This is a genomic window from Pseudothioclava alba (assembly GCF_033100795.1).
Taxonomy (GTDB): domain Bacteria; phylum Pseudomonadota; class Alphaproteobacteria; order Rhodobacterales; family Rhodobacteraceae; genus Pseudothioclava.
In genome coordinates this window covers 246,348-271,349 of the sequence record NZ_JAWLVI010000001.1, presented here as the reverse complement: position 1 = coordinate 271,349, position 25,002 = coordinate 246,348, and the positions used below count along the sequence as shown (strand labels likewise).

The 25,002-nt window shown below is 63.1% G+C and carries 22 protein-coding genes and 1 tRNA gene; 10 read left to right on the top strand and 13 right to left on the bottom strand.

The genetic code is table 11. The features are described 5' to 3' along the window. Window position 1: 1 nt before the first annotated feature. From RYZ20_RS01305 to RYZ20_RS01295, 3 genes are all read right to left on the bottom strand, one after another. Window positions 2-976: an SPOR domain-containing protein gene (locus RYZ20_RS01305; RefSeq protein ID WP_317670074.1), complete on the bottom strand. Its 975-nt coding sequence runs from the start codon at window positions 974-976 to the stop codon at window positions 2-4. Between the two features lie 56 nt (window positions 977-1,032). Continuing rightward, window positions 1,033-2,778, bottom strand: coding sequence for an arginine--tRNA ligase (gene argS / locus RYZ20_RS01300; RefSeq protein ID WP_317670073.1), 1,746 nt, complete (start codon window positions 2,776-2,778; stop codon window positions 1,033-1,035). A 71-nt stretch (window positions 2,779-2,849) separates the two neighbouring features. Then, window positions 2,850-4,655: a cation:proton antiporter gene (locus RYZ20_RS01295; protein ID WP_317670072.1), complete on the bottom strand. Its 1,806-nt coding sequence runs from the start codon at window positions 4,653-4,655 to the stop codon at window positions 2,850-2,852. 219 nt (window positions 4,656-4,874) lie between these two features. Between RYZ20_RS01295 and RYZ20_RS01290 the strand changes: the two genes are divergently transcribed. Beyond that, window positions 4,875-6,425 (top strand): DEAD/DEAH box helicase, encoded by a 1,551-nt coding sequence (locus RYZ20_RS01290; RefSeq protein WP_317670071.1) that lies wholly within the window; start codon window positions 4,875-4,877, stop codon window positions 6,423-6,425. Between the two features lie 52 nt (window positions 6,426-6,477). Here the strand turns inward: RYZ20_RS01290 and RYZ20_RS01285 are convergent, their stop codons facing one another. Next, window positions 6,478-7,071, bottom strand: a complete 594-nt coding sequence (locus RYZ20_RS01285; RefSeq protein ID WP_317670070.1) for a TetR/AcrR family transcriptional regulator — start codon at window positions 7,069-7,071, stop codon at window positions 6,478-6,480. An 87-nt stretch (window positions 7,072-7,158) separates the two neighbouring features. Between RYZ20_RS01285 and RYZ20_RS01280 the strand changes: the two genes are divergently transcribed. Beyond that, window positions 7,159-7,644 carry a cytochrome b gene (locus RYZ20_RS01280; protein WP_317670069.1) on the top strand — a complete coding sequence of 162 codons (486 nt, stop codon included), beginning with the start codon at window positions 7,159-7,161 and terminating at the stop codon, window positions 7,642-7,644. On the opposite strand, the gene RYZ20_RS01275 is transcribed toward RYZ20_RS01280, so the two are convergent. Both RYZ20_RS01275 and RYZ20_RS01270 read right to left on the bottom strand, forming a co-directional pair. Further along, entirely contained in the window at window positions 7,641-8,282 is a 642-nt protein-coding gene (locus tag RYZ20_RS01275) for an aminotransferase class IV family protein (protein ID WP_317670068.1), read from the bottom strand. The two genes, RYZ20_RS01280 and RYZ20_RS01275, sit on opposite strands and share 4 nt — an antisense overlap. Continuing rightward, window positions 8,237-9,367, bottom strand: coding sequence for an aminodeoxychorismate synthase component I (locus RYZ20_RS01270; protein ID WP_317671284.1), 1,131 nt, complete (start codon window positions 9,365-9,367; stop codon window positions 8,237-8,239). The genes RYZ20_RS01275 and RYZ20_RS01270 overlap by 46 nt, the downstream gene beginning before the upstream one ends. Window positions 9,368-9,513: 146 nt before the next feature. Here RYZ20_RS01270 and RYZ20_RS01265 point away from each other — a divergent pair, with 146 nt between their 5' ends. Beyond that, the gene (locus RYZ20_RS01265) at window positions 9,514-9,861 is read left to right on the top strand and encodes a CidA/LrgA family protein (RefSeq protein ID WP_317670067.1); all 348 of its coding nucleotides are present in this window, start codon (window positions 9,514-9,516) and stop codon (window positions 9,859-9,861) included. Beyond that, window positions 9,854-10,570, top strand: coding sequence for an LrgB family protein (locus RYZ20_RS01260; RefSeq protein ID WP_317670066.1), 717 nt, complete (start codon window positions 9,854-9,856; stop codon window positions 10,568-10,570). Before RYZ20_RS01265 ends, RYZ20_RS01260 begins: the two co-directional genes overlap by 8 nt. Here the strand turns inward: RYZ20_RS01260 and RYZ20_RS01255 are convergent. Further along, a complete protein-coding gene (locus tag RYZ20_RS01255) occupies window positions 10,567-11,115 on the bottom strand; it encodes a cupin domain-containing protein (protein WP_317670065.1) in 549 nt (182 codons plus the stop codon). The two genes, RYZ20_RS01260 and RYZ20_RS01255, sit on opposite strands and share 4 nt — an antisense overlap. Window positions 11,116-11,265: 150 nt before the next feature. On the opposite strand from RYZ20_RS01255, the gene RYZ20_RS01250 reads away from it, so the two are divergent. After that, window positions 11,266-12,630: an aminotransferase family protein gene (locus RYZ20_RS01250; protein ID WP_317670064.1), complete on the top strand. Its 1,365-nt coding sequence runs from the start codon at window positions 11,266-11,268 to the stop codon at window positions 12,628-12,630. Window positions 12,631-12,757: 127 nt separating this feature from the next. Here RYZ20_RS01250 and RYZ20_RS01245 read toward each other — a convergent pair whose 3' ends face one another. The 6 genes from RYZ20_RS01245 to pdxH all read right to left on the bottom strand — a co-directional run bounded on the left by RYZ20_RS01245 (window position 12,758) and on the right by pdxH (window position 19,270). After that, the gene (locus tag RYZ20_RS01245; RefSeq protein WP_317670063.1) at window positions 12,758-13,006 is read right to left on the bottom strand and encodes a hypothetical protein; all 249 of its coding nucleotides are present in this window, start codon (window positions 13,004-13,006) and stop codon (window positions 12,758-12,760) included. 51 nt (window positions 13,007-13,057) lie between these two features. Further along, the gene (locus RYZ20_RS01240) at window positions 13,058-16,744 is read right to left on the bottom strand and encodes a vitamin B12-dependent ribonucleotide reductase (protein WP_317670062.1); all 3,687 of its coding nucleotides are present in this window, start codon (window positions 16,742-16,744) and stop codon (window positions 13,058-13,060) included. A 574-nt stretch (window positions 16,745-17,318) separates the two neighbouring features. Continuing rightward, window positions 17,319-17,395: transfer RNA gene (locus tag RYZ20_RS01235), tRNA-Pro, on the bottom strand. 45 nt (window positions 17,396-17,440) lie between these two features. Further along, window positions 17,441-17,830 carry a DUF192 domain-containing protein gene (locus RYZ20_RS01230; protein WP_317670061.1) on the bottom strand — a complete coding sequence of 130 codons (390 nt, stop codon included), beginning with the start codon at window positions 17,828-17,830 and terminating at the stop codon, window positions 17,441-17,443. Window positions 17,831-17,946: 116 nt separating this feature from the next. Beyond that, on the bottom strand, window positions 17,947-18,480 hold the full coding sequence (locus tag RYZ20_RS01225; protein WP_317670060.1) for a cold-shock protein: 534 nt from the start codon (window positions 18,478-18,480) through the stop codon (window positions 17,947-17,949). 166 nt (window positions 18,481-18,646) lie between these two features. After that, window positions 18,647-19,270 (bottom strand): pyridoxamine 5'-phosphate oxidase, encoded by a 624-nt coding sequence (gene pdxH, locus RYZ20_RS01220; RefSeq protein WP_317670059.1) that lies wholly within the window; start codon window positions 19,268-19,270, stop codon window positions 18,647-18,649. Window positions 19,271-19,419: 149 nt separating this feature from the next. Here pdxH and fabI point away from each other — a divergent pair, with 149 nt between their 5' ends. From fabI to trpE, 5 genes are all read left to right on the top strand, one after another. Then, window positions 19,420-20,241 (top strand): enoyl-ACP reductase FabI, encoded by an 822-nt coding sequence (gene fabI / locus RYZ20_RS01215; RefSeq protein WP_317670058.1) that lies wholly within the window; start codon window positions 19,420-19,422, stop codon window positions 20,239-20,241. 6 nt (window positions 20,242-20,247) lie between these two features. Continuing rightward, window positions 20,248-20,865 (top strand): LysE family translocator, encoded by a 618-nt coding sequence (locus RYZ20_RS01210; protein WP_317670057.1) that lies wholly within the window; start codon window positions 20,248-20,250, stop codon window positions 20,863-20,865. An 11-nt stretch (window positions 20,866-20,876) separates the two neighbouring features. Beyond that, complete coding sequence (gene gpt / locus RYZ20_RS01205; protein WP_317670056.1) at window positions 20,877-21,380, top strand: xanthine phosphoribosyltransferase; 504 nt, start codon at window positions 20,877-20,879, stop codon at window positions 21,378-21,380. A gap of 186 nt (window positions 21,381-21,566) precedes the next feature. Next, entirely contained in the window at window positions 21,567-23,420 is a 1,854-nt protein-coding gene (locus tag RYZ20_RS01200) for a peptidylprolyl isomerase (RefSeq protein ID WP_317670055.1), read from the top strand. A 12-nt stretch (window positions 23,421-23,432) separates the two neighbouring features. Further along, window positions 23,433-24,938, top strand: a complete 1,506-nt coding sequence (gene trpE / locus RYZ20_RS01195) for an anthranilate synthase component I (protein WP_317670054.1) — start codon at window positions 23,433-23,435, stop codon at window positions 24,936-24,938. The last annotated feature ends 64 nt before the right edge of the window (window positions 24,939-25,002 follow it).

Sequence of the window (25,002 nt, the reverse complement as noted above, 5' to 3'; positions counted from 1 at the left end):
CTTAGCGCACCTGAGCCGGAATACAGTTGGTCCGCTCGGCCTGAAGCGCGGCACAGAAACGACGCGCATCCGAGACATCGGCAAAGCCCTCGACGCGCAGCCGGTAGAAGGTGCGCCCACCCGAAGCGGCCTCCTGGATGATCCGTTTTTTGCCGTTCATCAGCGCGTCAAAGCGCGCGGCGACACGGGTCCATTCGGCCTTGGCATCGTCAGGCGTATCGAAGGCGCCAAGCTGCACAAGGCGCGTGCCAGCCGCCAGCGTGGTCGGGTCAACGTCGATCGAACCGCCGACCGACCCGCCGCCCATTGCAGCAGCAACCGCCAGCGCAGCCGCCTCGGCCGCCAGATCGCGGCGCGGATGCGGCAGCGGGAAGGGAGAGACCGTCACACCCGGCACAGAGGTCGCGACAACGTTGGGCGCCCCCGCATCAGGGGCCTTGGCAGTCAGCACATCCTCTTCGGTGGCAGGCACGGTATAGGCCACCTCGATCGGCGCATCGCTTGCCGCCTCGACCAAAGCCTCGTCAACAGCCGGACGCGAATTTGCGATCAGCCCCATGACACCCATCGGCAGATCTTCGTCACTCAGCCCCATCGCTTCGGGCGCAAGCACCACCTGATCGGGCGCAGCCGCAGCCGTTCCGGTTCCGGCGACATCATTGACGGAAAAGCCCACATGCTGCGCGAATTCACCGCCCGGATCGGCAGGCGCAATCCGCGCCGGCCCTTCGGCGGCGCGCACCACCGGCACCCCCGAAATATCGCGCACAGCCAGCTTGTAGCCCCAGACCACCAGCCCCAGCATCAGCGCGACCGACGTTGCCGCGCCCGCAAGATTGATCCAGCGCTGCATCGGCACAGGCGGCGCGCCATGGGGCGCCTGCTCTGCGTATTGCGGATGACCGAAATGCTGATGGGGCGCGGATGCGCCCTCATAGCCATAGCCCCCGCCGGTGCGGTAATTGATGCTCGCCATATCTGCCTCGCCGCCGGTTCTCCGGCTTGTCTGCCTCGGGTCCGGCGCGGCGCGCTTTAGCGCATCTCTTCTGCCGGAGTTACGCCCAGAATACCAAGACCTGCGGAAATAACAACGGCGCAGGCGCGTGCGAGGGCGATTTTCGCCGATGAGGCGGCCTCATCCCCCTCTTGGTAGAAGCGCAGCGATGTTTCCTCGTTGCCACGGTTCCACAGCGCGTGCAGATCCGACGCGATTTCATAGAGGAAGAACGCGATCCGGTGCGGCTCGTTCGCGCGGGCCGCGATTTCGACGTGGCGCGGCCATTCGGCAACCTTCTTGGCCAGCGCAAGCTCTGCCTCGTGGGTATTGCCCGACAGATCCGCCGAGGCCAAACGAGCATCCGACATATCCCAGCCCGCCTCGGTCGCCTTGCGCAGAACCGAACACACCCGCGCATGTGCGTATTGCACATAGAACACGGGGTTGTCCTTGGATTGCTCAAGCACCTTGTCGAAGTCGAAATCCAGCGGCGCGTCGTTCTTGCGCGTCAGCATGTGGAAGCGCGTCACATCGGCGCCCGCCTGCTCGACCACATCGCGCAGGGTAACAAAGGTGCCCGCGCGTTTCGACATTTTGAAGGGCTCGCCGTTCTTGAACAGCTTGACCAGCTGGATCAGCTTGATGTCAAGCGGCACGCGGTTCTCGGACAGCGCGGCAACCGCGGCCTTCATCCGCTTGACGTAACCACCGTGATCGGCGCCGAAAACGTCGATCAGCATGTCAAAGCCGCGCTCGACCTTGGTCCAGTGATAGGCGATGTCGGGTGCGAAATAGGTCCAGGCACCGTCCGATTTCTTCACCGGACGATCGACGTCATCGCCAAACTGGGTCGATTTGAACAGCGTCTGCTCGCGCTCTTCCCAATCCTCGGGCAGCTTGCCTTTCGGCGGCTCAAGGACACCTTCGTAGATCAGGCCAAGGTCTTCAAGACGCTTCAACGCGGCCTCGATCTGGCCCGTGCCATAAAGCGACTTCTCGGAATAGAAGACATCCATCTTCACGCCCAGAAGCGCCAGATCCTCGCGGATCATGTCCATCATGGCTTCGGTCGCGAATTCGCGCACATCGGCCAGCCAGTCCTCTTCGGGCTTGTCCAGGAGGCTTTGCCCGTATTTCGCCTTCAGCGCCTCGCCCACGGGGATCAGGTAATCGCCGGGATACAGCCCTTCGCGGATTTCCGGCTCCAGACCGTTGGCCTCGCGGTAACGCTCAAACGCCGAGCGCGCCAGCACGTTGACCTGCGCACCACCGTCATTGATGTAATACTCGCGCGTCACATCGTAGCCCGCGAAATCCAGAAGCGACGCCAGCGCATCGCCAAAGACCGCGCCGCGCGTATGGCCGACATGCATCGGTCCCGTCGGGTTGGCCGAGACATATTCCACATTGACCTTCACGCCCGCGCCAAGCGCGGCACGGCCAAAATCCTTGCCCGCAGCCAGCGCCGCACGGGTCACATCGGCCCAGACAGCCGGATCAAGACGCAGGTTGAGGAACCCCGGCCCCGCCACCTCGGCGCTGGTGATGCGCGCGTCAGCCGCCAGCTTCGCAGCCAGTGCCTCGGCAATATCACGCGGCTTGGCGCCTGCGGGCTTCGCCAGCACCATCGCGGCATTGGTGGCCATATCGCCGTGCAGCGCGTCGCGCGGAGGCTCAACCGCCACGTTCGAATAGTCGAGGCCCGCAGGCAGCGCGCCTTCGGCCACAAGGTCATTCAAAGCGGTAAGGACCGCGTCGCGGATATCAGCAAACAGGTTCATAGGTCAGGATCCTTTGTTGCCGCCTCCCTGCCAGAGCGGGCGCGCGGCGTCAACAGGGATGGCGGCGCGCCCTAGCCCGCCGCCGTTTTGGGCGGCAAAAGCGCGACGATGCGCGCGCCAGCCTCGGCCCGCAGGCTCTCGCGGTCGCGAACGAAACGCAGCGCGCCATCGGGTTTGATCCGCAAAACGGGGACCGCCAGCGGGCGTTCGGCGGCCCATGTCTCGGCGGTGTATTCCCCGGACAGGCCCGTAACCCCAAAGCGCCAGCCCTCGACAACCCGCGCCTCAAGCTGGTCAAAGGTCAGCCCGCCGCCAAAGGGACGCCCGCCCAGTTGCGTGGGCAAAGCATGGCGCGGGCGGTCGTCGCGGGCGCGGGCAACCTGCCAGACGGCCTCGCGCCCGATTTCGGGGCCGAAATCGGTGGCGACCAGCGTGTTGTAGGCGTCATTATCGGTCGCGGCGAGGACGGTGCCATAGGTGATCAGCGCGACCATATCCTCGGCCGCCTCGCCCAGAATGTCGCCGTAAAACGTATCTACTCCCGCCGCGCGCGGGCGGATCAGATGCGCGTGGTTCGGGTCGCTGAGCAAGACGGGAACACCCGCCTCTTTCAGCGCGACCCCCAGCCCCGTGGTGAAGCGCGAGCCACCCACGATCAGCAACCCCGGCGCAGCCTTGGACGCCAACCCAAGCGCGCGCCCAAGCGGCGCCAGCGAGAACCCGTGCAAGACCACCGTCACCAGCACCAGCGCAAAGGCCAAAGGCCCGATCCGCGCGCCATCCGCAATGCCAGCTTCGGCCAGACGCTGGCCAAACAGCCCCGCCACCGCCACCAGCACAACGCCCCGCGGGCCGGTCAGCGCGATAAACAGACGTTCGCGCATCGGCAGCCTGGAGCGCATCAGCGACACCAGCACCGTTACAGGCCGCGCGATCAGAACAATCGCCGCCACAAAACCAAGCGCGCGCCAGTCGAGCGTGCGCAATTGCGCAACCGATAGCTCCGCCGCCAGCAGGATAAACACCCCCGACACCAGCAGCACGGTTGCATGTTCCTTGAACCGGCGCAGCTCGGTCATCGAGGGCAGATCGGCATTAGCAATCACCAGCCCCATCACCGTCACCGCCAGAAGCCCGCTTTCATGCAGCACATGATCGGCCAGCGCAAAGACCACCAGCAGCGCCACAAACAGAACCGGCACCTTCATGAACTCGGGCACGCGGGCGCGCCTGAAGGCCCAGGCCGTGCCAAACCCCGCTATCAGCCCAAGCACCGCCGCAAACCCGATCCCAAGCGCCAGATCCAGCAGCGCCGATCCAAGCGTGTGCCCCGCGTGCAAAACCAGCACGACCTCGAAGGCCAGCACGGCGGCCAAGGCGCCAATCGGATCGTTGACGATTGCCTCCCATTGCAGCAGCTGCGCAGGCCGCCGCGCCAGCCGCGCCGAGCGCAGCAAAGGCGCAATCACGGTCGGCCCTGTCACAATCATAATGCCGCCAAAAACCGCCGCCGAAGCCCAGCTTAGCCCCGCGACATAAACCAGCACCAGCGTCGAAGTCAGCCAACCAAGCGGCGCGCCAATCACCACAAGGCGCATCACGCCCTCTTTCGCATCCCCCAGCCGGTGCAGGTCCAGCGACAGCCCGCCCTCGAACAGGATCACCGCCACCGCCAGCGAGATCAGCGGCCCCGTCAGCGCCCCAATGTCGCGCGCAGGAACGAACAGCCCCGTCACCGGCCCGACCAGCAATCCCACCGCCAGCATCAGCACAATCGCAGGCAGCCTAAGACGCCACGCAAGCCACTGCGCCCCCACCCCGCACAGCCCCACAAACGCAAATGCCGCCACCGGATCAAGCGCTTGAACTGTCGCCATCATCCATGCCCCCTCGTTACCACACCCGCAGGAAGGCAGCATCCGCGCCCGGACGCAACCCCTACATGGCGCCCCCAAAAGCGCGAACGCACGGGTTTATTGACGTTTTTGTCGCAATGCAGTAGGTCACGCGCACCGCAATCCGGCGGCTTAACGGGGCGCCCGAAACCTTGCGTCCCTTGGAACCCCCGCGGCCCGACGCCGCCACACAGGACGCACATGACCAAATTTTCCGACCTCAACCTTAATCCCAAGGTTCTGAAAGCCATTGAAGAAGCGGGTTACGAGACGCCGACGCCGATTCAGGCGGGCGCCATCCCCCCTGCCCTCGAAGGCAAGGACGTGCTCGGGATTGCCCAGACGGGCACCGGCAAGACGGCCTCTTTCACGCTGCCGATGATTACCCTTCTGGCCCGTGGCCGCGCCCGCGCGCGGATGCCACGCTCGCTGGTCCTGTGCCCGACGCGCGAACTGGCAGCTCAGGTTGCGGAAAACTTCGACGTCTACGCCAAGCATACCAAACTGACCAAGGCGCTGCTCATCGGCGGTGTGTCATTTGGCGAGCAGGACAAGCTGATCGACAAGGGTGTCGACGTGCTGATCGCGACGCCCGGCCGCCTCTTGGACCATTTCGAGCGCGGCAAACTGATCCTGACCGACGTGAAAGTCATGGTCGTGGACGAGGCCGACCGGATGCTCGACATGGGCTTCATCCCCGACATCGAGCGCATCTTCCAGCTCACGCCGTTTACGCGCCAGACATTGTTCTTCTCGGCCACGATGGCGCCCGAGATCGAGCGCATCACCAACACCTTCCTGCACACGCCGACCCGGATCGAAGTGGCCCGTCAGGCGACGACCTCGGAAAACATCACGCAGCGCCTGATCGAGGTGACGCCCGCGCGGCGTGACCAGACCGCCAAGGCAAAGCGCGAGTTGCTGCGCTCGTTGATTGCGCAAGAGGGCGAGGCCTGCACCAACGCCATCGTGTTCTGCAATCGCAAGGTTGACGTGGACATCGTGGCGAAATCGCTGAAAACGCACGGTTTCAACGCGGCCCCGATCCACGGCGATCTGGACCAGTCGCAGCGGATGCGCACGCTGGACGCCTTCCGCGATGGCAGCCTGCAAGTGCTGGTCGCCTCGGATGTGGCGGCGCGCGGGCTTGATATTCCGACCGTGAGCCATGTGTTCAACTACGACCTGCCCAACCACGCCGAGGATTACGTCCACCGCATCGGGCGCACGGGGCGCGCAGGCCGCAAGGGCGCGGCTTTCTCGATCGCGACGCCCTCGGACGAAAAATACCTGACCGCTATCGAAAGCCTTGTCGGCAACCCGATCCCGCGCGGCGAAACTCCCGAAGGGTTCGAACTGTCGGAAGCGGCGAAAAACGCCCCGCGCCAGCGCGATGACGACAAGAAAAACGGGCGCGGGCGCGATGGCCGCCGTTCGGGCCGTGGCCGCGATCGCGACCGCGAGCGCGCCTCGAAGCGCGAGGAAACGCCCTCCGTCACCGAAGTGGTGGCCGTGGCCGAGCCGGAAACCACCCTCGTTGCGACGCCCGAGCGTGAAGAACGCCCCGCGCCGCAACCGCGCCGGGATCGCGGCCCCCGTGGCGGGCGCGGCAACGGGCGCGATCCGGTTGTCGTCGGCATGGGCGACCATGTGCCGGACTTCCTGAATATTACCTTCCGCTCGGTCAAAGTGACCGAGGAGGACAGCGCCGACGAGGCTCCCGCACCAAGTGAAGACAGTGCGGACGCCTGACATCAAAAACGCCTGCCGCTAGAATCGGCAGGCGTTTTCCTTTGTGCCTCGGTCAGGCGGCAAACAGCCGCAATTGCTGATCGAAAAGCCGCATCCCCTCGGGCAGCAAATCCACCCGCCGCCCACCAAGGCTCCAGCGGATCGCCATCCCCTGCACCAGTGAAATCAGCAGAACCGCCGCATCCTCGACCGGCAGATCCGCGCGCAACGCTCCAACGTCGCGCAGCGCTGAAAGGGTCGCGACCAGATGCGCCTGATAGGCGTGCATCACCCCCTGCACCGCGTCGCGCAGCCCCGGATTCTCGACGTTCAACTCGCGCGAATGCAGGATCAGCGGCAGCGCGGGCGAGGCATGGATCACACGGAATTGCGCCTCGACCAAGGCGCGCAACCGCGCCTGCGGGTCGGGCTGCGCCGCCGCTACCGCCTCCCACTCCGCATGGAGCCGCGCGCTGACATCCGCCGCAACCGCCAGCCACAAATCGGCCTTCGTCGGGAAGTGGCGAAAAATCGCGGGCTGAGTGATGCCGACCCGATGCGCCACGTCATTCGTCGTCAGCCGGTCCGGCCCGATCTCATCGGCAAGCGCCAGCACCGCCGAGATAATCTTGGCCTTGCGGTTTTCGGCTGACATGCGTTTGGCCATGTGTTGCCCCTTTAGTTATCCATTGATAACTATCATCACCTGCGCTATCTCACAAGCCAAAGTGTATTACCAAAAGGAGTCGCTCCGATGCCCACCCCCACCGGATATTCACGCACCCAGATCATTCTGCATTGGGTCGCGGTTCTGCTGATCGCGCAGCAATATGTTTTCGGCGATGCCATCGGCCATGCCTGGCGCAGCTTCAAGGACGGTCAGGAGATCGCCTTCAACCCGCTGATCCTTGCCCATGTCGCGGGCGGCGCGGTGGTTTTGCTGCTGACGCTGTGGCGCCTCAGCCTGAAAGCCAAGCTGGGTATCCCCGCTGAAATCGGTGACAACGCCCTGCAAAACCTGATCGCGAAAGTGACGAAACTGGCGCTTTACGGGCTGATGCTGCTCATGCCGATCAGCGGCTCGCTGGCGTGGTTTGGCAATGTCGACATCGCAGCCACGGCCCATAACGTGCTGAAAGTGCTACTTCTTGCGCTGATGGCGCTGCATGTGGTCGGCGCGCTGTTCCACCAGTTCGTGCTGAAGGACAACCTGATGGACCGGATGCGCACACCGCGCTAAGCCAGCCAGTCCACCGCAATCAGCCCGCGCAGGCTGTTGCCCGCAAAAATCGCCCGCGCGGTCGCAAGATCGGCGGGCGTAATTACGCCCTCCTGCCAACCGTCGCGAAGCAGGGTTTCGCGCAGCACACCGGGCAAAAGCCCGCACGCCAGCGCAGGCGTCACGCGCCGCCCCTCCGCCAATTCTGCAAAGACCGAGGTGATCGTGCCCTCGCATATCTCGCCGCGTTCATTGAGGAAAAACAGCTCGTCTAAGCCTGCAGGCAGCGCCGCCCGCGCCGCGTCATAAAGCGCGCGCTGCGTGGTTTTGACCCCAAGCCAGTCGTCGCCAGAGTTCAGACGCGCGTCAGCCAGCCCCACCCGCCAGCGCGCAGGCGTCGCCCCCAAGGCAGCACTGGTCAGATCAAGCCCGCCGCCCGCATCCAGCGTCAGGCGGCAGCGCAAGGGATGGTCCGCCTCGATGCCCGCCACAATCGCCTCTGCCCGCGCCCCATCCAGCGCAAAGCCAAGCCGAGCCGCCGACGCGCGCAGCCGCGCCAGATGCAACGGCCAGCGCCGTGCGCCCTCCTCCGGCCACCAGCCGAAGGTCTCGATCAGACGGGTTCCGTCGGGGATAGTTGCGCAAAACGGCTTTTCCATAGCGCCTCTTCATATTCTGCGGGGGCGGTGCTGTCCCAGACCACGCCGCCGCCCACATTCAGCACGCCCTGCCCGTTCTCGACCAGAAGCGTGCGGATCGCCACGTTGAATTCGGCGCGCCCGTCTGGCGCGGCCCAGCCGATTGTGCCGCAATAGACCTCGCGCGGGAAGGGTTCGAGATCGGCCAGAATTTCCATCGCACGCAGCTTCGGCGCGCCAGTGATAGAACCGCAGGGAAACAGCGCCTGAAATATCTCCGCCAGCCCCGCGTCGGGACGCAGCCGCGCGCGCACGAGGCTCGTCATCTGGTGCACGGTGCGATAGCTTTCAATGTGGAACAGTTCGGGCACATGCACCGATCCGGTTTCCGCCACGCGGCTTATGTCGTTGCGCAAAAGATCAACGATCATAAGGTTTTCCGCGCGGTTCTTCACGTCATTTTGCAGCCAGTCTCGATGCGCCTGATCCTCGGAGGGCGTCTGCCCGCGCGGCATCGTGCCTTTCATCGGGCGGGTCTCGATCATCCGGTCCGCGGCCACACGAAAGAACAGCTCGGGAGAGCGGCAAAGGATGTCGGGCAGCCCCGCGTCCTGACGCACCAGCGCGCCGTGGCCCACGGGTTGATGCGCGACAAGCGCCGCATAAAGCGCCTCGACCGGGCCTTCGGCCTGACAGGTCACAGGGAAGGTGAGGTTCGCCTGATAAATATCGCCCGCACCGATGTAATCATGCACCGCAGCAAACGCCTGCGCGTAACGTTCGCCCAACCATTGCGGCGCCAATGCACCAAGATGACCGCCCGCGGGGGGAAGCTGCGCCGCCACCGACGGCCCAGCATATACCCCAAAGCGGATCAGCGGCAAACGCCGGCCCTCGGGCATCCGCGCGTGCAGACGCGGCTCCAGCGCATAGCCAAGTTCGTAGCTGGCATATCCAGCGACCCAATGCCCCTCGGCGCGCGCGCCATCCAGCGCGGCCAGCGCGGGCGCGACCTCTTCGATGCGATGGGCCTCGATCAGCCGCAGCGGATCGGCAAACGCCGCTGCTTCAGACCCTTCCGGCCCGCGATCAAAGCGGATCTCCACCAGCGAACCTCCTCGCGCAGTCATTCTCTCGCCCCTAGTAGTGGCAGCCACGCACCAGAGCAAGATAGCGCGATCATGCCAGAGCCCCTTGCATCGGGGCGCACCAGAACCGACACTTCCGCGACAGCCACCGAAGGACAAAACCGATGATCGGATACCTGACCCTGATTTTCACCTGCCAGCTACTTGGCGAACTGACGGTCCGGCTGTTGGGCCTGCCCCTGCCCGGCCCAGTTGTGGGGATGGTGCTGCTATTCATCTTTTTGCTGCTGCGTAAATCCGTTCCCGAGGGGCTGGATCAGGCCTCGGGTGGGCTTTTGAAGGCGATGTCGCTTTTGTTCGTGCCGGCCGGAACGGGGGTCATGCTGCATTTTCGCGCCTTGGGAGAGGCGCTTGTTCCCCTCGGGCTTGCGCTTGTGGTTAGCACGTTCCTGACGATCCTGGTGACCGCGAAGATGATGCAGTGGCTCACGAAGGGGAATGCCGATGAATAACCTTCAGGACACATGGGTTTATCTCAGCGCCTCGCCGCTGTTCCACCTGACGCTGACGCTTTTGGCGTTTCAGGCCGCGAACTGGCTGTTCGAGAAAGGCGGGCGCAAGCCGTGGCTGAACCCCGTTCTCGGGGCCGTGCTGGTTGTCGTTGCGGTGCTGACGCTGACGGGCACCGATTACGCCACCTATTTCCAGGGCGCGCAATTCGTGCATTTCCTGCTTGGCCCCGCAACAGTGTCGCTGGCGGTGCCGCTTTATCGGCAATGGCATCGCGTGCGCCGCTCGGCCGTGGCGATTATCGCGAGCCTCCTTGGCGGGTCGCTGGCCGCGATCCTCTCGGCGGTGGGGGTGGCGTGGGTTACAGGGGGCGCGCCCGAGATCCTTGCCTCCATCGCGCCGAAATCTGTCACTGCCCCCGTCGCGATGGCGATCTCTGAACAACTGGGCGGGCTGCCCTCGCTCACCGCCGTTCTGGTGATTGTTACAGGGATTTTGGGGGCGATGTTCGGGCCGATGGTGCTGAATCTTGCGGGCGTGACCGACTGGAGCGCGCGGGGTCTTGCCATCGGAACAGCGAGCCACGGCATCGGCACCGCGCGCGCCTTGCAGGTGAACGAAACGGCGGGCGCTTTTGCGGGGCTGGCGATGGGGCTGAACGCGCTGGCGACGGCGCTTTTGTTGCCGCTGCTTTGGGGAATGCTGTTCTAAAAACTGGGCGGTGTGCAGGCGCTAACCACGCGGCAGGGGGCTGCGCCCGCATTGCGAAACCTGTGCGGCAGGTGGCTTTCGAACGCATAGGCATCACCCGGCCCCAGCACTTTGCGGCTGCCATCCACCGTCACCTCAAGCCGTCCCGAGAGCACCAGCCCCACCTCCTCGCCGGTATGGCTGAGCGGCGTGCGGCCCGTGTCGGCGCCCGGCTGATAGGTCTCGTCCAGCATTTGCAGCGCGCGCCCCGCCCCGCTTTCCCCGATCTGCCGATAGGAAACCCGTCCCTTGCCGATCTCGCGCAGCTCTTCGGCGGCAAAGAAATAGCGTCGCGGCGCCTCTGGCTCGAAGGCGAAAAACTCGGCCAGCCCGACCGGCAGCCCGTCCAGAATACGCTTGAGCGCCCCGATCGTCGGATTAGTGCGCCCCGATTCAATCAGCGAGATCGTCGAATTGGGCAACCCCACGCGACGCGCCAGTTCGCGCTGCGAGACCCCGCGCGCAATCCGCAACAACCGCAGCCGCCCGCCAACATCAACCTCCATCGCGCCCTCCGTTAGGGGTGTTCAGTAATTCGCAACACTGAACATCACATCATTATTTTTCAACCCATTACGCCAACAAGATAAAGGATTGTTTGATTCAGGGGAATAGGGCGAAATAGCGAAAACCGGTATCACCCAAGGAATTCGCCCATGCTTTCGAACGATATGCGCCATGTGACCGAGGCCGACCGCGCCCATGTCTGGCATCACCTTTTGCAACACAAATCGCTTGAGACAAGCGACCCGCGGATCATCGTGCGTGGCAAGGGGATGCGGGTCTGGGACCAGCATGGGAAAGAGTTTCTGGACGCGGTTTCGGGTGGGGTCTGGACGGTAAACGTGGGCTACGGGCGCGAGAGTATCGCCAACGCCGTGCGCGACCAGCTGATCGAGCTGCCCTATTTCGCGCAAAGCGCGGGTTCCATTCCGGGCGCGATCTTTGCCGAGCGCCTGTTGGAGAAAATGCCGGGGCTGAGCCGCGTCTACTATGCGAACTCGGGGTCCGAGGCGAACGAGAAGGTGTTCAAGATGGTGCGCCAGATTTCGGCGCGGCTGCACGGCGGGAAGAAGTCGAAAATCCTGTTCCGCGAGCGCGACTACCACGGTGCGACCATCGCCACCCTTGCCGCCTGCGGCCAGCCCGAGCGCGCGCTGCAATACGGTCCCTTCACCGATGGCTTTGTCGAGGTGCCGCACTGTCTGGAATATCGCAAGCAATGGGATGTCGAAGACTACGGTCAGCGCGCGGCGGATGCGATCGAAGAGGTCATCCTGCGCGAAGGCCCGGATACCGTCGGCCTTTTGTGCCTCGAACCCGTCACTGCGGGCGGCGGCGTGATCACCCCGCCCAAGGGCTATTGGGAGCGCGTGCAAGAGATCTGCCGCAAGTATGACATTCTGCTGCATATCGACGAGGTCGTCTGCGGCATGGGGCGCACGGGCGAATGGTTCGGCTATCAGAACTACGGCATCAAACCCGATTTCGTGACGATGGCCAAGGGCGTGGCCTCGGGCTATGCGGCGATTTCGTGCACGGTGACAACCGAAGCCGTGTTCGAGCAGTTCAAGGACGCCTCGGACCGGCTGAGCTACTTCCGCGACATCTCGACCTTTGGCGGTTGCACTGCCGGCCCCGCCGCCGCGATCGAGAACATGCGCATCATCGAGGACGAGGGGTTGCTTGCAAACACCAAGGCGATGGGTGCGCGGATCACCGACAACCTGCGCGGGCTGATGGAAAAGCACCGCGTCATCGGTGATGTGCGGGGCGCGGGGCTGTTTGCGGGCGCCGAGCTTGTAACCGACCGCACCAGCAAAGAGCCGATCCCCGAAGCGCTTGGCCAAAAGGTCGTGGCCGAGGCGGCCGCGCGCGGCGTGCTGATCGGCATCACCAACCGCTCGCTTACGGGGTTCAACAATACGCTGTGCTTCAGCCCCGCACTGATCTCGACGCCCGACGACATCGACCAGATCACCGAAGCCGTCGATAGCGCCCTGACCTCTGTCTTCGGCTAAAGAAAAAGGCCCCCTTCGGAAAGAAGGGGGCCAGTCTCGTCGATCAGGCTCATTCATTGACCGCCCGAGCCATTCTTTGCCTGGGCCTTCTCGACGTCCGGGACGAGCGCACCCGCCCCCGATCCCTTTAGTTCAGGCGCACGGGCTCGCCCGCGCAAAGCAGCGTCACCGTGGTGCTGGCGCCCTGCATCCGGATGTCGGTCACATCCAGCGGACGGCGATCCAGATCACCGCCCCAGACCTCGATCGAGGCGCCCCCGAAGGTCGCGTCAATCACCGAGGCCAGCGCCTCGCCCGCAAGCTCTGCCTCGATCCCGCCGGGGATCCGTTGCATCGCCATCGGCTGCACGCGCTTGTTTCCGACAATAAGCTCCATCGGGAGCCTCCTTTCCTTATGGCCCGCGGGTCTGCGCGCAGGCCCGATCCCTTAGCTGCACCCAGACGTCGCGCCGCAGGTGTTGCACTTCATGCAGGTGCCGTTGCGCACCAGCGTGTAATTGCCGCAATCGCCGCAGGCCTCGCCCTCATAGCCCTGCATCTTGGCCTTGGTGCGCGCGTCCATCGTCACAGCCCCCGAGGCGACCGAGGTCGAGCAAGCCGCTGCCGCTTTCGCGGTCTCGGGCACCAGCGTATTGAGCGCCGTCACCGGATCGGCCGCGCCCCCGAAGGCCACAGCCCCTGCCCCGCCTTGCAGCACCACAAGCTCTTGCGGCAGGCGCTTGCGCAGATAGCCGGTCGAGGAAATCTGACGCAGCACCTCAAGCGACTTCGACGCGGCCGCCTCGCTTGGCGCCTCGACGTTGCGCTTGCCCTCGTCCTTGCCGCCGCCCAGATCGTCGAACGACGCGCCTTGCGGTTTGACATGCGCCAGATCGGTGCGATCGAGGTAGGAAATCGCCAGCTCGCGGAACACATAGTCAAGGATCGAGGTCGCGTTCTTGACCGAGTCATTGCCCTGCACCATGCCGGCGGGTTCGAACTTGGTGAAGGTGAAAGCGTCAACGAACTCTTCCAGCGGCACGCCGTATTGCAGGCCCACCGAAACTGCGATGGCGAAGTTGTTCATCATCGCACGGAAGCCCGCGCCCTCTTTGTGCATGTCGATGAAGATCTCGCCAAGCGCGCCGTCATCGTATTCGCCGGTGCGCAGATAGACCTTGTGCCCCCCCACAACCGCCTTTTGCGTATAGCCCTTGCGGCGCGAGGGCAGCTTTTCGCGGTGGCTGCGGACGAATTCCTTGACGATCACCTTCTCGATGATCTTCTCGGCCAGCACCTGCGCCTTTTCCTGCGGCGTGCCGGTGGCAAGGATTTCCTCGGCCTCTTCATCATCCTCGATCAGTGCCGAAGCGAGCGGCTGCGACAGCTTCGAGCCGTCACGATACAGCGCATTCGCCTTGATGCCGAGCGACCACGACAGCTCATAGGCCGCCAGCGTTTCCTCGATCGTGGCCGAGTTCGGCATATTGATCGTTTTGGAAATCGCGCCCGAGATGAAGCTTTGCGCCGCCGCCATCATGGTGATGTGGCTGTTGACCGACAGGTAACGCTTGCCCTTCTTGCCGCAGGGGTTGGCGCAATCGAACACGGTCAGATGCGCGGGGTCCAGATGCGGCGCGCCTTCCAGCGTCATCGTGCCGCAAACATGGTCGTTGGCCGCGTCGATCTGCGCCTTGGTGAAGCCAAGATGGCGCAGCATGTCGAAGCTCGGATCGTTCAGCTTTTCGGCCGGAATTCCCAGCGTTTTGGTGCAGAACTCCTCGCCCAAGGTCCACTGGTTGAACACGAAGCGGATGTCAAAGGCAGTCGGCAGCGCCGCGTCGATCTTCTCCAGCTCGCGCGGGCCGAAGCCGTGGCCGATCAGCGCGGTGGTGTTGATGGCGGGGCAATTGCCGATCGAGGCATGGCCGACCGCATAGGAGATGATCTCTTCGATCTGTGCCGAGCCATAGCCTAGCGCCTCAAGCGCGCCCGGAACCGAGCGGTTGATGATCTTGAAATAGCCGCCGCCAGCAAGTTTCTTGAACTTCACCAGCGCGAAGTCCGGCTCGATGCCGGTGGTGTCGCAGTCCATCACAAGGCCGATGGTGCCCGTCGGCGCGATCACCGAGACCTGCGCGTTGCGGTAGCCGTGCTTCTGGCCAAGCTCCAGCGCCTCGGTCCAGGCGTCCTTGGCCAGTTCAACCAGAGCCGGATCGGGGCAGTTTTCGTGGTCAAGCGGCACCGGCAGCACGTCCAGCCCCTCGTAGCCCGAGGTCTGCGCAAGGGCCGCGGCACGGTGGTTGCGGATCACGCGCAGCATGTGGTTGGCGTTTTTCGCATAGCCCGGGAAGGCGCCAAGCTCTGCCGCCATCTCGGCCGATGTCGCATAGGACACGCCCGTCATGAGAGCAGTCAGCGCGCCGCACAACGCGCGCCCCTCGTCCGAGTCATACCCCAGCCCCATGTTCATCAACAGGCCGCCGATATTCGCATAGCCAAGGCCAAGCGTGCGGAAATCATAGGACCGCTGCGCGATTTCCTCGGAGGGGAACTGCGCCATCGTCACCGAGATTTCCAGCGTCACCGTCCAAAGCCGCGTCGCATGCATATAGCTTTCGGCGTCGAACTTACCGTCCTTGAAGAAGGTCAGCAGGTTCATCGAGGCAAGGTTACAGGCCGTGTCATCAAGGAACATATATTCCGAGCACGGGTTCGAGCCGCGGATCTCGCCATCCTCGGGGCAGGTGTGCCACTGGTTGACGGTATCGTGGAACTGGATGCCCGGATCGGCGCAGGCCCAGGCGGCATGGCCCACCTGATCCCACAGCTCGCGCGCCTTCACGGTTTTCGCGACCTTGCCGTCGGTGCGGCGGATCAGCTCCCAATCGGCATCGTCCTTGACCGCCTTGAGGAACGCATTGGTCACCCGCACCGAGTTGTTCGAGTTCTGGCCCGACACGGTGACATAAGCGTTCGAATCCCAGTCGGTGTCATAGGTCGGAAACTCGATGCTGGCATAGCCTTGGCGGGCGTATTGCAGCACACGGTTGACATAGGTCTCGGGGATCATCGAGCGTTTTGCGCTACGGATCGCCTCTTTCAGCGCAGGGTTCTTTGCCGGATCGACCGAGCCCTCGTCCGAGCCGTCAAAGGCGCGGATTGCCTCGAAAATCTTGTTCAGCTCGCGCTCGTGCATCTTCGAGCCAGCCACCAGTGAGGCGACCTTCTGCTCTTCGATGACCTTCCAGTTGACGAATTCCTCGATGTCGGGGTGATCCATGTCAATGATCACCATCTTGGCCGCCCGGCGCGTGGTGCCGCCCGACTTGATCGCGCCCGCCGCACGGTCACCGATTTTCAAAAAGCCCATCAGGCCCGACGATTTACCGCCCCCCGAGAGCGCCTCGCCATCCGCGCGCAGCGACGAGAAGTTGGTGCCTGTGCCCGAGCCATATTTGAACAGGCGTGCCTCACGCACCCACAGGTCCATGATGCCGCCCTGCCCCACCAGATCATCGCGCACCGACTGGATAAAGCAGGCGTGCGGCTGCGGGTGTTCATAGGCCGAGGCCGATTTCGTCAGCTTGCCGGTTTTGAAATCGACGTAGTAATGCCCCTGCGACGGGCCGTCGATGCCATAGGCCCAGTGCAGGCCGGTGTTGAACCATTGCGGAGAGTTCGGCGCGGCCATCTGCTCGGCCAGCATGAAGCGCATCTCGTCATAATAGGCGCGCGCATCGGTCTCGGTGGAGAAATAGCCGCCCTTCCAGCCCCAATAGGCCCAAGCGCCCGCCAGACGGTCGAACACCTGCTTGGCCGAGGTTTCGCCGCCGAACCGTTCGTCCTCGGGAAGTTTGGCCAGGATGTCTTCGTCAGGGACCGAGCGCCACAGGAACTCGGGCACGCCCTTTTCACGCACCTTCTTCACCGCCGCCGGAATGCCCGCTTTGCGGAAGTATTTCTGGGCGAGCACATCGGACGCCACCTGGCTCCAGCCTTTCGGCACCTCGACGGCCTCGTTGCGGAAGACGATCTTGCCGTCAGGATTGCGGATTTCCGAAACGGTGGTGGTAAATTCGATCTCGCCATAAGCTGCGGATTTTGCCGAGGTGAACTTGCGTTCGATTTTCATCTGCCCAGTCCCATAACTTTAAATCAACTTGGGCCGTGGACGGCAGGCACAGGAAAACCAGCCCCGAAAATCGAGGAGAGCCGGAGTGATCGAGGAATCGGCTGTTTGACTGGCTATGTCCCGCGCCCGCCATCGCCACTATATCTGGTGGCTTCACGGCTGACGAGACACAACCTGACGTAGGTTGCAAACGTGGTCAACAAATCTTTGACGCCGGAAACCCTGATTTTTTTGTTGACGCTTTCGGGGGTTGAAAAGGCTTTATTAACACTTCGATTCCTCCACATTGCGCCCTGTGGATAGATGCTGCACAGCCGCATCCCAAATCCCTTTATCTACAAGGCACTGCTGCGCTGCGGACCTGTTTTCTCCGCAAGACTATCCACAGACAGCCCGAAACACCCGCATCTGGCAGGAGTGACCGAAGGGCGCACCCGAGATATACTTAAGACACCCGCCATGAATGCCCAAATTTTAGGCACACCCACTATGCGCGGCGACTCGGGGACGAATCTGCACCACAGATCAGCAAACTTGCCGCGCGGATACACTATATATAGCGATAGAAGGAGAATGGTCGGGGCGGCGAGATTCGAACTCACGACCTACTGTACCCAAAACAGTCGCGCTACCAGGCTGCGCTACGCCCCGACGGTGCGCCCTCTCTATACGAAACAGCGGGGCAAGGGAAAGCCCTCATTCGCACGCAATCGCAGCCGTTTCGGCGGAGACCTCTGGATGCGCAAACGCGGCCCCCTTGGTGATGCGCAATTGCTTCGCCAGACCGCCGTTGATCTCAAGCACAAACCGCGCCGGCGCCCCGGACGGCAGCGGCGTCAGATCGAAGGGGCGCGCGTTTTCCTGCATCCCGACCAGCACACCGCGCGCATCGAAAAACAGGATGTCGAGGGGGATGATCGTGTTCTTCATCCAGAACGCGCGCGGCTTTTCGTCCGGATAGACAAACAGCATTCCCGACAGCCGCGGGAGTTTCGCGCGCTGCATCAATCCGCGTGCGCGTTCTTCTTCGGTGCGGGCAAGTTCGACCTGGAAGCGCGCTATCCCTGCCGGATAGCGCAGCGTCACATAATCTGTCTGACAAGAGATGGCGGGCGGAGCAACGGACAGCTGGTCCGCGCTCGCAACCCAAAGCGGGGCGACGGAGAGCCCCACTGCAACCGCAAAAGCGGCGGCAACCGCGCTTAGTCTTCGCTGCGCAGCGCCGAATCCCAAGACAACACCTGTGCAGCCATGCGGCCGCGCTTACCATCTACAACCCTAAGGCTCACCGCCTCGCCCGGAGCCAGATCGGCAAAACCGGAGCGGCGCAACACTTCCATATGAATGAACACATCTTCCGAGCGCGAGAACACATTGGCAAAGCCAAAGCCCTTGCTCTTCTCGAACCACTTCACCCGCGCCGGCTCCAGCGGCAACGCGAGAATTTCCTCGAGATCGGTTTCCGCAAGCGATTCAATCGGCGCGAGCTGATCTGCCTCGGGCGGTTCGATCGACAGAACCTCGACCGCCTGCACACCACGCGCAGTCGCCTGAGACATCACTTCGATCAGAGAGTTATCCGCAACCGACGACTGGCCGAAGTTGCGTAGCACATTTGCGTGAAGCAGGATGTCAGACCCACCTTCGGGGTCGATGATAAATCCGAATCCTTTGACCGGGTCGAACCATTTCACCCGACCGACGACTTTCACGAGCTTATGCAAATCTTGTTGCATGCCTATTTCCCATTCAAACAGCGCGCCCGTCCGTCGCCCCCCGGCCGCGCTCACATCACTACGCTTTCAGTGTCACACCATATCGGAAAGGATCAAGAGGAAAAGTAAGGTTTTCCTTACCTCTTCGTTTCACGAAGCGTGAAATATACGAAAGAACCGGAAAGTGTCAGGGGTTCAGGCGCGAAATAACCCATTGGTCAGTTGACGTTTCGCGGCTCCAGCGGAAGCGGTCGTGCAACCGGAACGCCCCGTCTGCCCAGAACTCGATTTCCAGGGGCGTGATCCTGATGCCGCCCCAGAACGGCGGGCGCGACGGGTTCGGCCCCTGCTTTGCGGTGACTTTCGCGACCTCCGCCATCAGTGACGCGCGCGAAGACAGCGGCTGGCTTTGATGCGAGGCCCACGCCCCCAGACGTGATTTCAGCGAGCGGGAGGCATAATAGGCATCCGCCTGCGGCCCCTCCTCTTTTTCGCAAATCCCGCGCACCCGCAGCTGACGGCGCTGGCTTTTCCAATGCATCACGAATGCGGCCTTGCCCGCGTGGTCGATCTCTTGCGCCTTGGCAGAACCGTAATTCGTATAGAAGACAAACGCCCCGCCCGAGGGTGCGTCGATATGCTCGATCTCTTTCAGCAGAACCATGCGCGCATTGGGCATCCCCTGCGCATCGACCGTGGCCAGCGCAATTGCGTTCGGATCGTTGATCTCGGTCTCGCTGGCCGCATCCAGCCAGTCTTGCGCGATGCGGAACGGGTCACTGCCTGCGAAAATACCGGTTCTGTCGCTCATTGGTGCCTCCTTGGTTGTGCCATAGATAGGCCGCCCGCGCGGATCAGGCCAGAGCGAAGAACGCCTGCGCCTCATGAACCGAAGTCTTGATGCGCCCCGCGCTTTCCCTTAAAGCTTTCGCACTTACTTTAGGGAAACGGGGAAGTTTCATGTCGAACAACCTGATGGCGGGCAAACGCGGCCTTATTATGGGCCTTGCGAATGACAAATCTATTGCCTGGGGGATCGCGAAAACGCTTGCCGATGCGGGCGCCGAGCTTGCCTTTTCGTATCAGGGCGATGCGCTGAAAAAACGCGTCGAGCCGCTGGCTGCGCAGCTTGGATCGGATTTCCTGGTCGAATGCGATGTGTCGGACGGCGAGTCGATGGATGCGCTGTTTGCGGAAATCGAGAAACGCTGGGGCAAGATCGACTTCCTCGTCCATGCGATCGGCTTCTCGGACAAGGCCGAGCTTCGCGGGCGCTATGTCGATACCTCGCGCAGCAATTTCGCGATGACGATGGACATCTCTGTCTATTCCTTCACCGCAGTTTGCGCGCGCGCCTCGCGCCTGATGTCCGAGGGCGGCTCGCTTTTGACGCTGACCTATTACGGCGCCGAGCAGGTCATGCCGCATTATAACGTGATGGGTGTGGCCAAGGCGGCGCTTGAAGCGTCGGTGAAATATATCGCCGAGGATCTGGGCAAGGACGGCATCCGCTGCAACGCGATCTCGGCTGGCCCGATCAAGACGCTTGCCGCGTCGGGCATCGGTGACTTCCGCTATATCATGAAGTGGAACGAGCTGAACTCGCCGCTGCGCCGCAACGTCACGCAAGAAGAGGTCGGTAAGGCCGCGCTTTACCTCTTGTCGGATCTCGGCTCTGGCACGACGGGCGAAAACCTGCACGTTGATGCGGGCTATCACGTTGTCGGCATGAAGGCGGTGGATGCGCCTGACATCGACGTCGTCACGGGCCGCAAGGAGTAACCCATCATGAGCCTCGCCGCCTTTGCTGCGATCTATTTCGTGCATCTGGCGGCGGCCATTTCGCCGGGGCCAGCCGTTCTGCTGGCCGCGCGCACCAGCCTGCGTGAAGGCTTTGGTCGCGGCGCATGGCTGGCGGTGGGGATCGGGCTTGGCGCCTGCATCTGGGCGGTCGCGGCCTTCTTCGGGCTGGCGGTTCTGTTCAAACTTGCGCCGCCCCTGCTGACCGGCCTGAAATATGTGGGCGCGGCCTATCTGCTCTATCTGGCCTATAAGATGTGGCGCCACGCCCCCGAGCCGATGTCGATGGACATCCCCGAAGGCCATGCCGCGCGCTCGCGCCTTGAGCTGGTCTGGCTTGGCATTGCGACCCAGCTTGCCAACCCGAAACCGGCGGTGTTCTTCGGCACGATCTTTTTGACCTTCGTGCCGCCTGCCGCGCCGGTCTGGGTCTATCTGGTGATCCTCGGGATCATCTTCTTCAACGATGCGGGCTGGAATGTGATCGTCGCGCGGATTTTCTCGCTCGAACGCACGCGGCGCGGCTATCTTAACCTGAAAACACTGATCGACCGGGTTTTCGGCGGGCTTCTTGGGATGCTTGGCCTGAAACTCGCACTGGACTGAGGAGAGACGGGATGACCGAATTCCTGCCCCACGAAAAAGGCTTTCACGTCAGCTGGGACCAGCTTCACCGCGACGCCCGCGCGCTGGCGTGGCGTCTGGATGGCAAAGGCCCGGATGATGGCGCGTGGAAGGCCGTTGTCGGGATCACACGCGGCGGGCTTGTTCCGGCGGCGATTGTGGCGCGCGAGCTGGACATCCGCGTCGTTGATACGATCTCGGTGAAATCCTACTCGCACCAGACCCAACGCGAGGCGATGGTCACCAAACAGCCTCAGGCCGATCTGATGGGCGACGGCACCGGTATTCTGGTCGTGGACGATCTGGTCGACTCGGGTAAAACGCTGGAGTTGGTGCGCAAGCTCTTCCCGAAGGCGCATTTCGCCACCGTTTATGCCAAACCCAAAGGCCGCGAGCAGGTGGACACCTTCATCACCGAGGTCAGCCAGGATACCTGGATCTTCTTCCCGTGGGACATGGCGCTGCAATACGTTCAGCCCTATCGCGGCACGGATTGATCCCTACCCTAAGAAAATGTCTTATGCGCCCCGATCTTCGGGGCGTATTCATTTGGGGCCGCGAAAGCGGCCTGCCCCGCGCAGAATTGATGCTCCTTCGTGCGGGGCGCGCGCGCCAAGCCTTGCGGCCATCCTGCCAAAGCCCTAAACACCCCGAAACGGCCTGAAATTGCGGGAGGAGCCCCTATGTCCAATAAGCTGCGCAGCCACGGCAAAAGCGCGATCGTCTGGGTTCTTCTGGCGATGCTGGTTCTGGGTCTCGGGGGCTTTGGCATCTCGAATTTCGGCGGGCGTCTGGCGGCGATCGGCTCGATCGGGGAAACCGATGTGACGGTCAACGATTTCGCCCGCGCGATGCGCAACCAGATGAACGCCGCCGCCCAGAACACGGGCCGCCCGATGACGCTGGACGACGCCCGCGCGGTGGGTCTTGACCAGCAGGTGAAGGCTGCTTTGTTTGGTGAGGCCGCGCTGAACGAGGCCGCGCGCCTCATCGGCATTTCCGCAGGCGATCAGGAGCTGCACAAGGAAATCACCAGTGCTGAGGCGTTTCAGGGGCTGGACGGCAAATTCGACCGCGAGACCTATCGCCTGACGCTGCGCCAACAGGGCTTTACCGAGGCACAGTTCGAAACCAATCTGCGTCAGGACATCGGCCGCTCGATCCTGCAAGGCGCGGTCGCTTCGGGCATTCCGGCGCCCTCCGCCGCCTCTGACGCCTATCTTGGCTTTATCGGTGAGACCCGCGATCTGGTCTGGGCCGAAGTGACGCAAGCCGATCTGACCGAGGCTCTGCCCGAGCCGACCGAGGACGAGCTGACCGCCTTCCATCAGGCACATTCCGATGCCTTCACCGCACCCGAAACGCGCCAGATCACCTATGTCTGGCTGACACCCGCGATGCTGCTGGATCAGGCATCCCCCGATGAGGCAACGCTGCGCGCCACCTATGACGCCCGCATCGACGACTATGTGCAGCCCGAAAAGCGCATCGTTGATCGCTTGGTCTATCCCTCGGCCGAAGAGGCCGCCGCCGCGAAAGCCCGCGTTGACGCAGGCGAAGCCACCTTTGCCGATCTGGCCGAGGCGCGCGGCCTGACGCTGGACGATACCGATATGGGCGAGGTCTCGAAGGCCGAGCTTGGCGCGGCAGGCGCGGCTGTGTTCGGTCTTGATGCGCCGGGCGTCGTTGGCCCGATCGACACCGATCTCGGCCCTGCGCTGTTCTCGATGAACGTGATTATCGCGCCGCAAGAAACCACCTTCGAGGAAGTCCGCGACGAACTGGCCGCCGAGGCCGGAAACGACCGCGCGCGCCGGATGATCGGTGATATGACCTCGGACCTTGAGGACCGTGTCGCGGGTGGATCGACGCTGGAACAGATTGCCGAAGAAACCGACATGCAGCTTGGCTGGATTTCGCTTGGGCCGAACAGCGAAGAGAAAATCGCGGGCTACGAGGAATTCCGCTCGGTGGCCCGGAAAGTCACGCAAGAGGACTTCCCCGAGCTGGCCAACCTGCCCGATGGCGGCCTTTTCGCGCTGCGCCTTGACGGCGTCACCGCAGCCGCGCTGATCCCGTTTGACGTGGTGCGCGATCAGGTGGCCGCAGCCTGGCGCGCCGATCAGCTTGCACAACGCAAAGCCGCCCGCGCCGAAGAGATTGCCGCCGGACTGTCGGCAGAGACCGCGCTTGGCACAACCGGCATGATCGTGACCAAAGTGACCGCGCTCAATCGTGGTGGCTTTGTCGAAGGCGCGCCGATGGGCTTTGGCGAGCAGGTCTTCGCGCTGGCCGCTGTTGGCGATGCAATCGTTGTGTCGGATGGCGAGACCATCGCTGTCGCGCAGCTTGTCTCGATCAATCCGGTCGATGCAGCAGATCCGAAGAACGCACAGATCCGCACCATGGTCGACACGCAGCTTGCGCAATCGCTTGCCGGCGATGTTCTTGATTATTACGCACGCGCCATTCAGGCCGAAGCGGGGCTGAGCCTCGACACGGCTGCGATCAACGCTGTGCTGTCGCAGATGCAGTAAGGAGGCCCGCGTATGGTAGCTCTGTCCCCCTCCTTCGAGGCGTTCGAGGCGGCCTGGACCAAAGGCGAGAACCAGCTTGTCTACGCGCGTCTGGCCGCTGATCTGGACACGCCGGTTTCGCTGATGCTCAAGCTCGCGGATGCGCAGAAAAACTCGTTCATGCTTGAATCCGTCACCGGCGGCGAGGTGCGCGGACGCTACTCGATCATCGGCATGAAGCCCGATGTGATCTGGGAATGCCGGGGCGAGGCCGCGCGGATCAACCGCAATGCGCGTTTCGAAGAGGTCTACGAAGACCTGCCCGGCCATCCGTTCGAAAGCCTGCGCGCCCTGATCGCTGAAAGCCGGATCGAGATGCCGGACGACCTGCCTTCGGCTGCGGCGGGGCTTTTCGGCTATCTGGGCTACGACACGATCCGTCTGGTCGAGCATCTGCCAAATGTGAACCCCGATCCGATCGGCGTGCCTGATGCGGTGCTGATGCGGCCTTCCGTCGTGGCGGTTCTGGATGGCGTCAAGGGCGATGTGATCCTTTGTGCGCCCGCGTTCCAGGGCTCGGGGCTGTCGGCCCGCGCGGCCTATGCACAGGCCGCCGAGCGCGTGATGGATGCGCTGCGCGATCTGGACCGCGCGCCCGCGCAAAGCCGCGATCTGGGCGAGGCTGCGCAAGTGGGCGAGATGCGCTCGAACTTCACCAAAGAGGGCTATATGGCCGCGGTGGAGAAGGCCAAGGACTACATCCGTGCGGGCGATATTTTTCAGGTCGTCCCCGCGCAGCGCTGGTCGGCAGATTTCCCGCTGCCGCCGTTTGCGCTTTACCGCAGCCTGCGCCGGACGAACCCCTCGCCGTTTATGTTCTTCCTCAATTTCGGTGGTTTCCAGATTGTCGGTGCCAGCCCGGAAATCCTCGTGCGGCTGCGCGAGAACGAGGTGACGATCCGCCCGATCGCAGGCACCCGCCCGCGCGGCGCGACACCGGCCGAGGACAAGGCGCTGGAAGAAGACCTGCTCTCGGACAAAAAGGAACTGGCCGAACACCTGATGCTTCTGGATCTGGGGCGCAACGACGTGGGGCGCGTGGCCAGGATCGGCACCGTCCACCCGACCGAAAAGTTCATCATCGAGCGGTATTCGCACGTCATGCATATCGTCTCGAACGTGGTGGGCGAATTGCGCGACGATCAGGATGGGCTGTCGGCGCTGCTGGCAGGTCTGCCAGCGGGCACCGTTTCGGGCGCGCCCAAGGTCCGCGCGATGGAGATCATCGACGAGCTGGAACCCGAAAAGCGCGGCATCTATGGCGGTGGCGTCGGCTATTTCGCGGCCAATGGCGAAATGGACATGTGCATCGCGCTGCGCACGGCGGTGGTAAAGGACCAGACGCTTTACATCCAGGCCGGTGGCGGGGTTGTCTTCGACTCCAGCCCCGAAGGCGAATACGAAGAAACCGTCAACAAATCCAAAGCTTTGCGCAAAGCAGCCGAGGATGCGGGGCTGTTTGCACGCGGCAATAACTGACCCGCTTAAGGCGACATGAAAACGCCCGCCATGATCGGATCATGGCAGGCGTTTTTTTCATTTC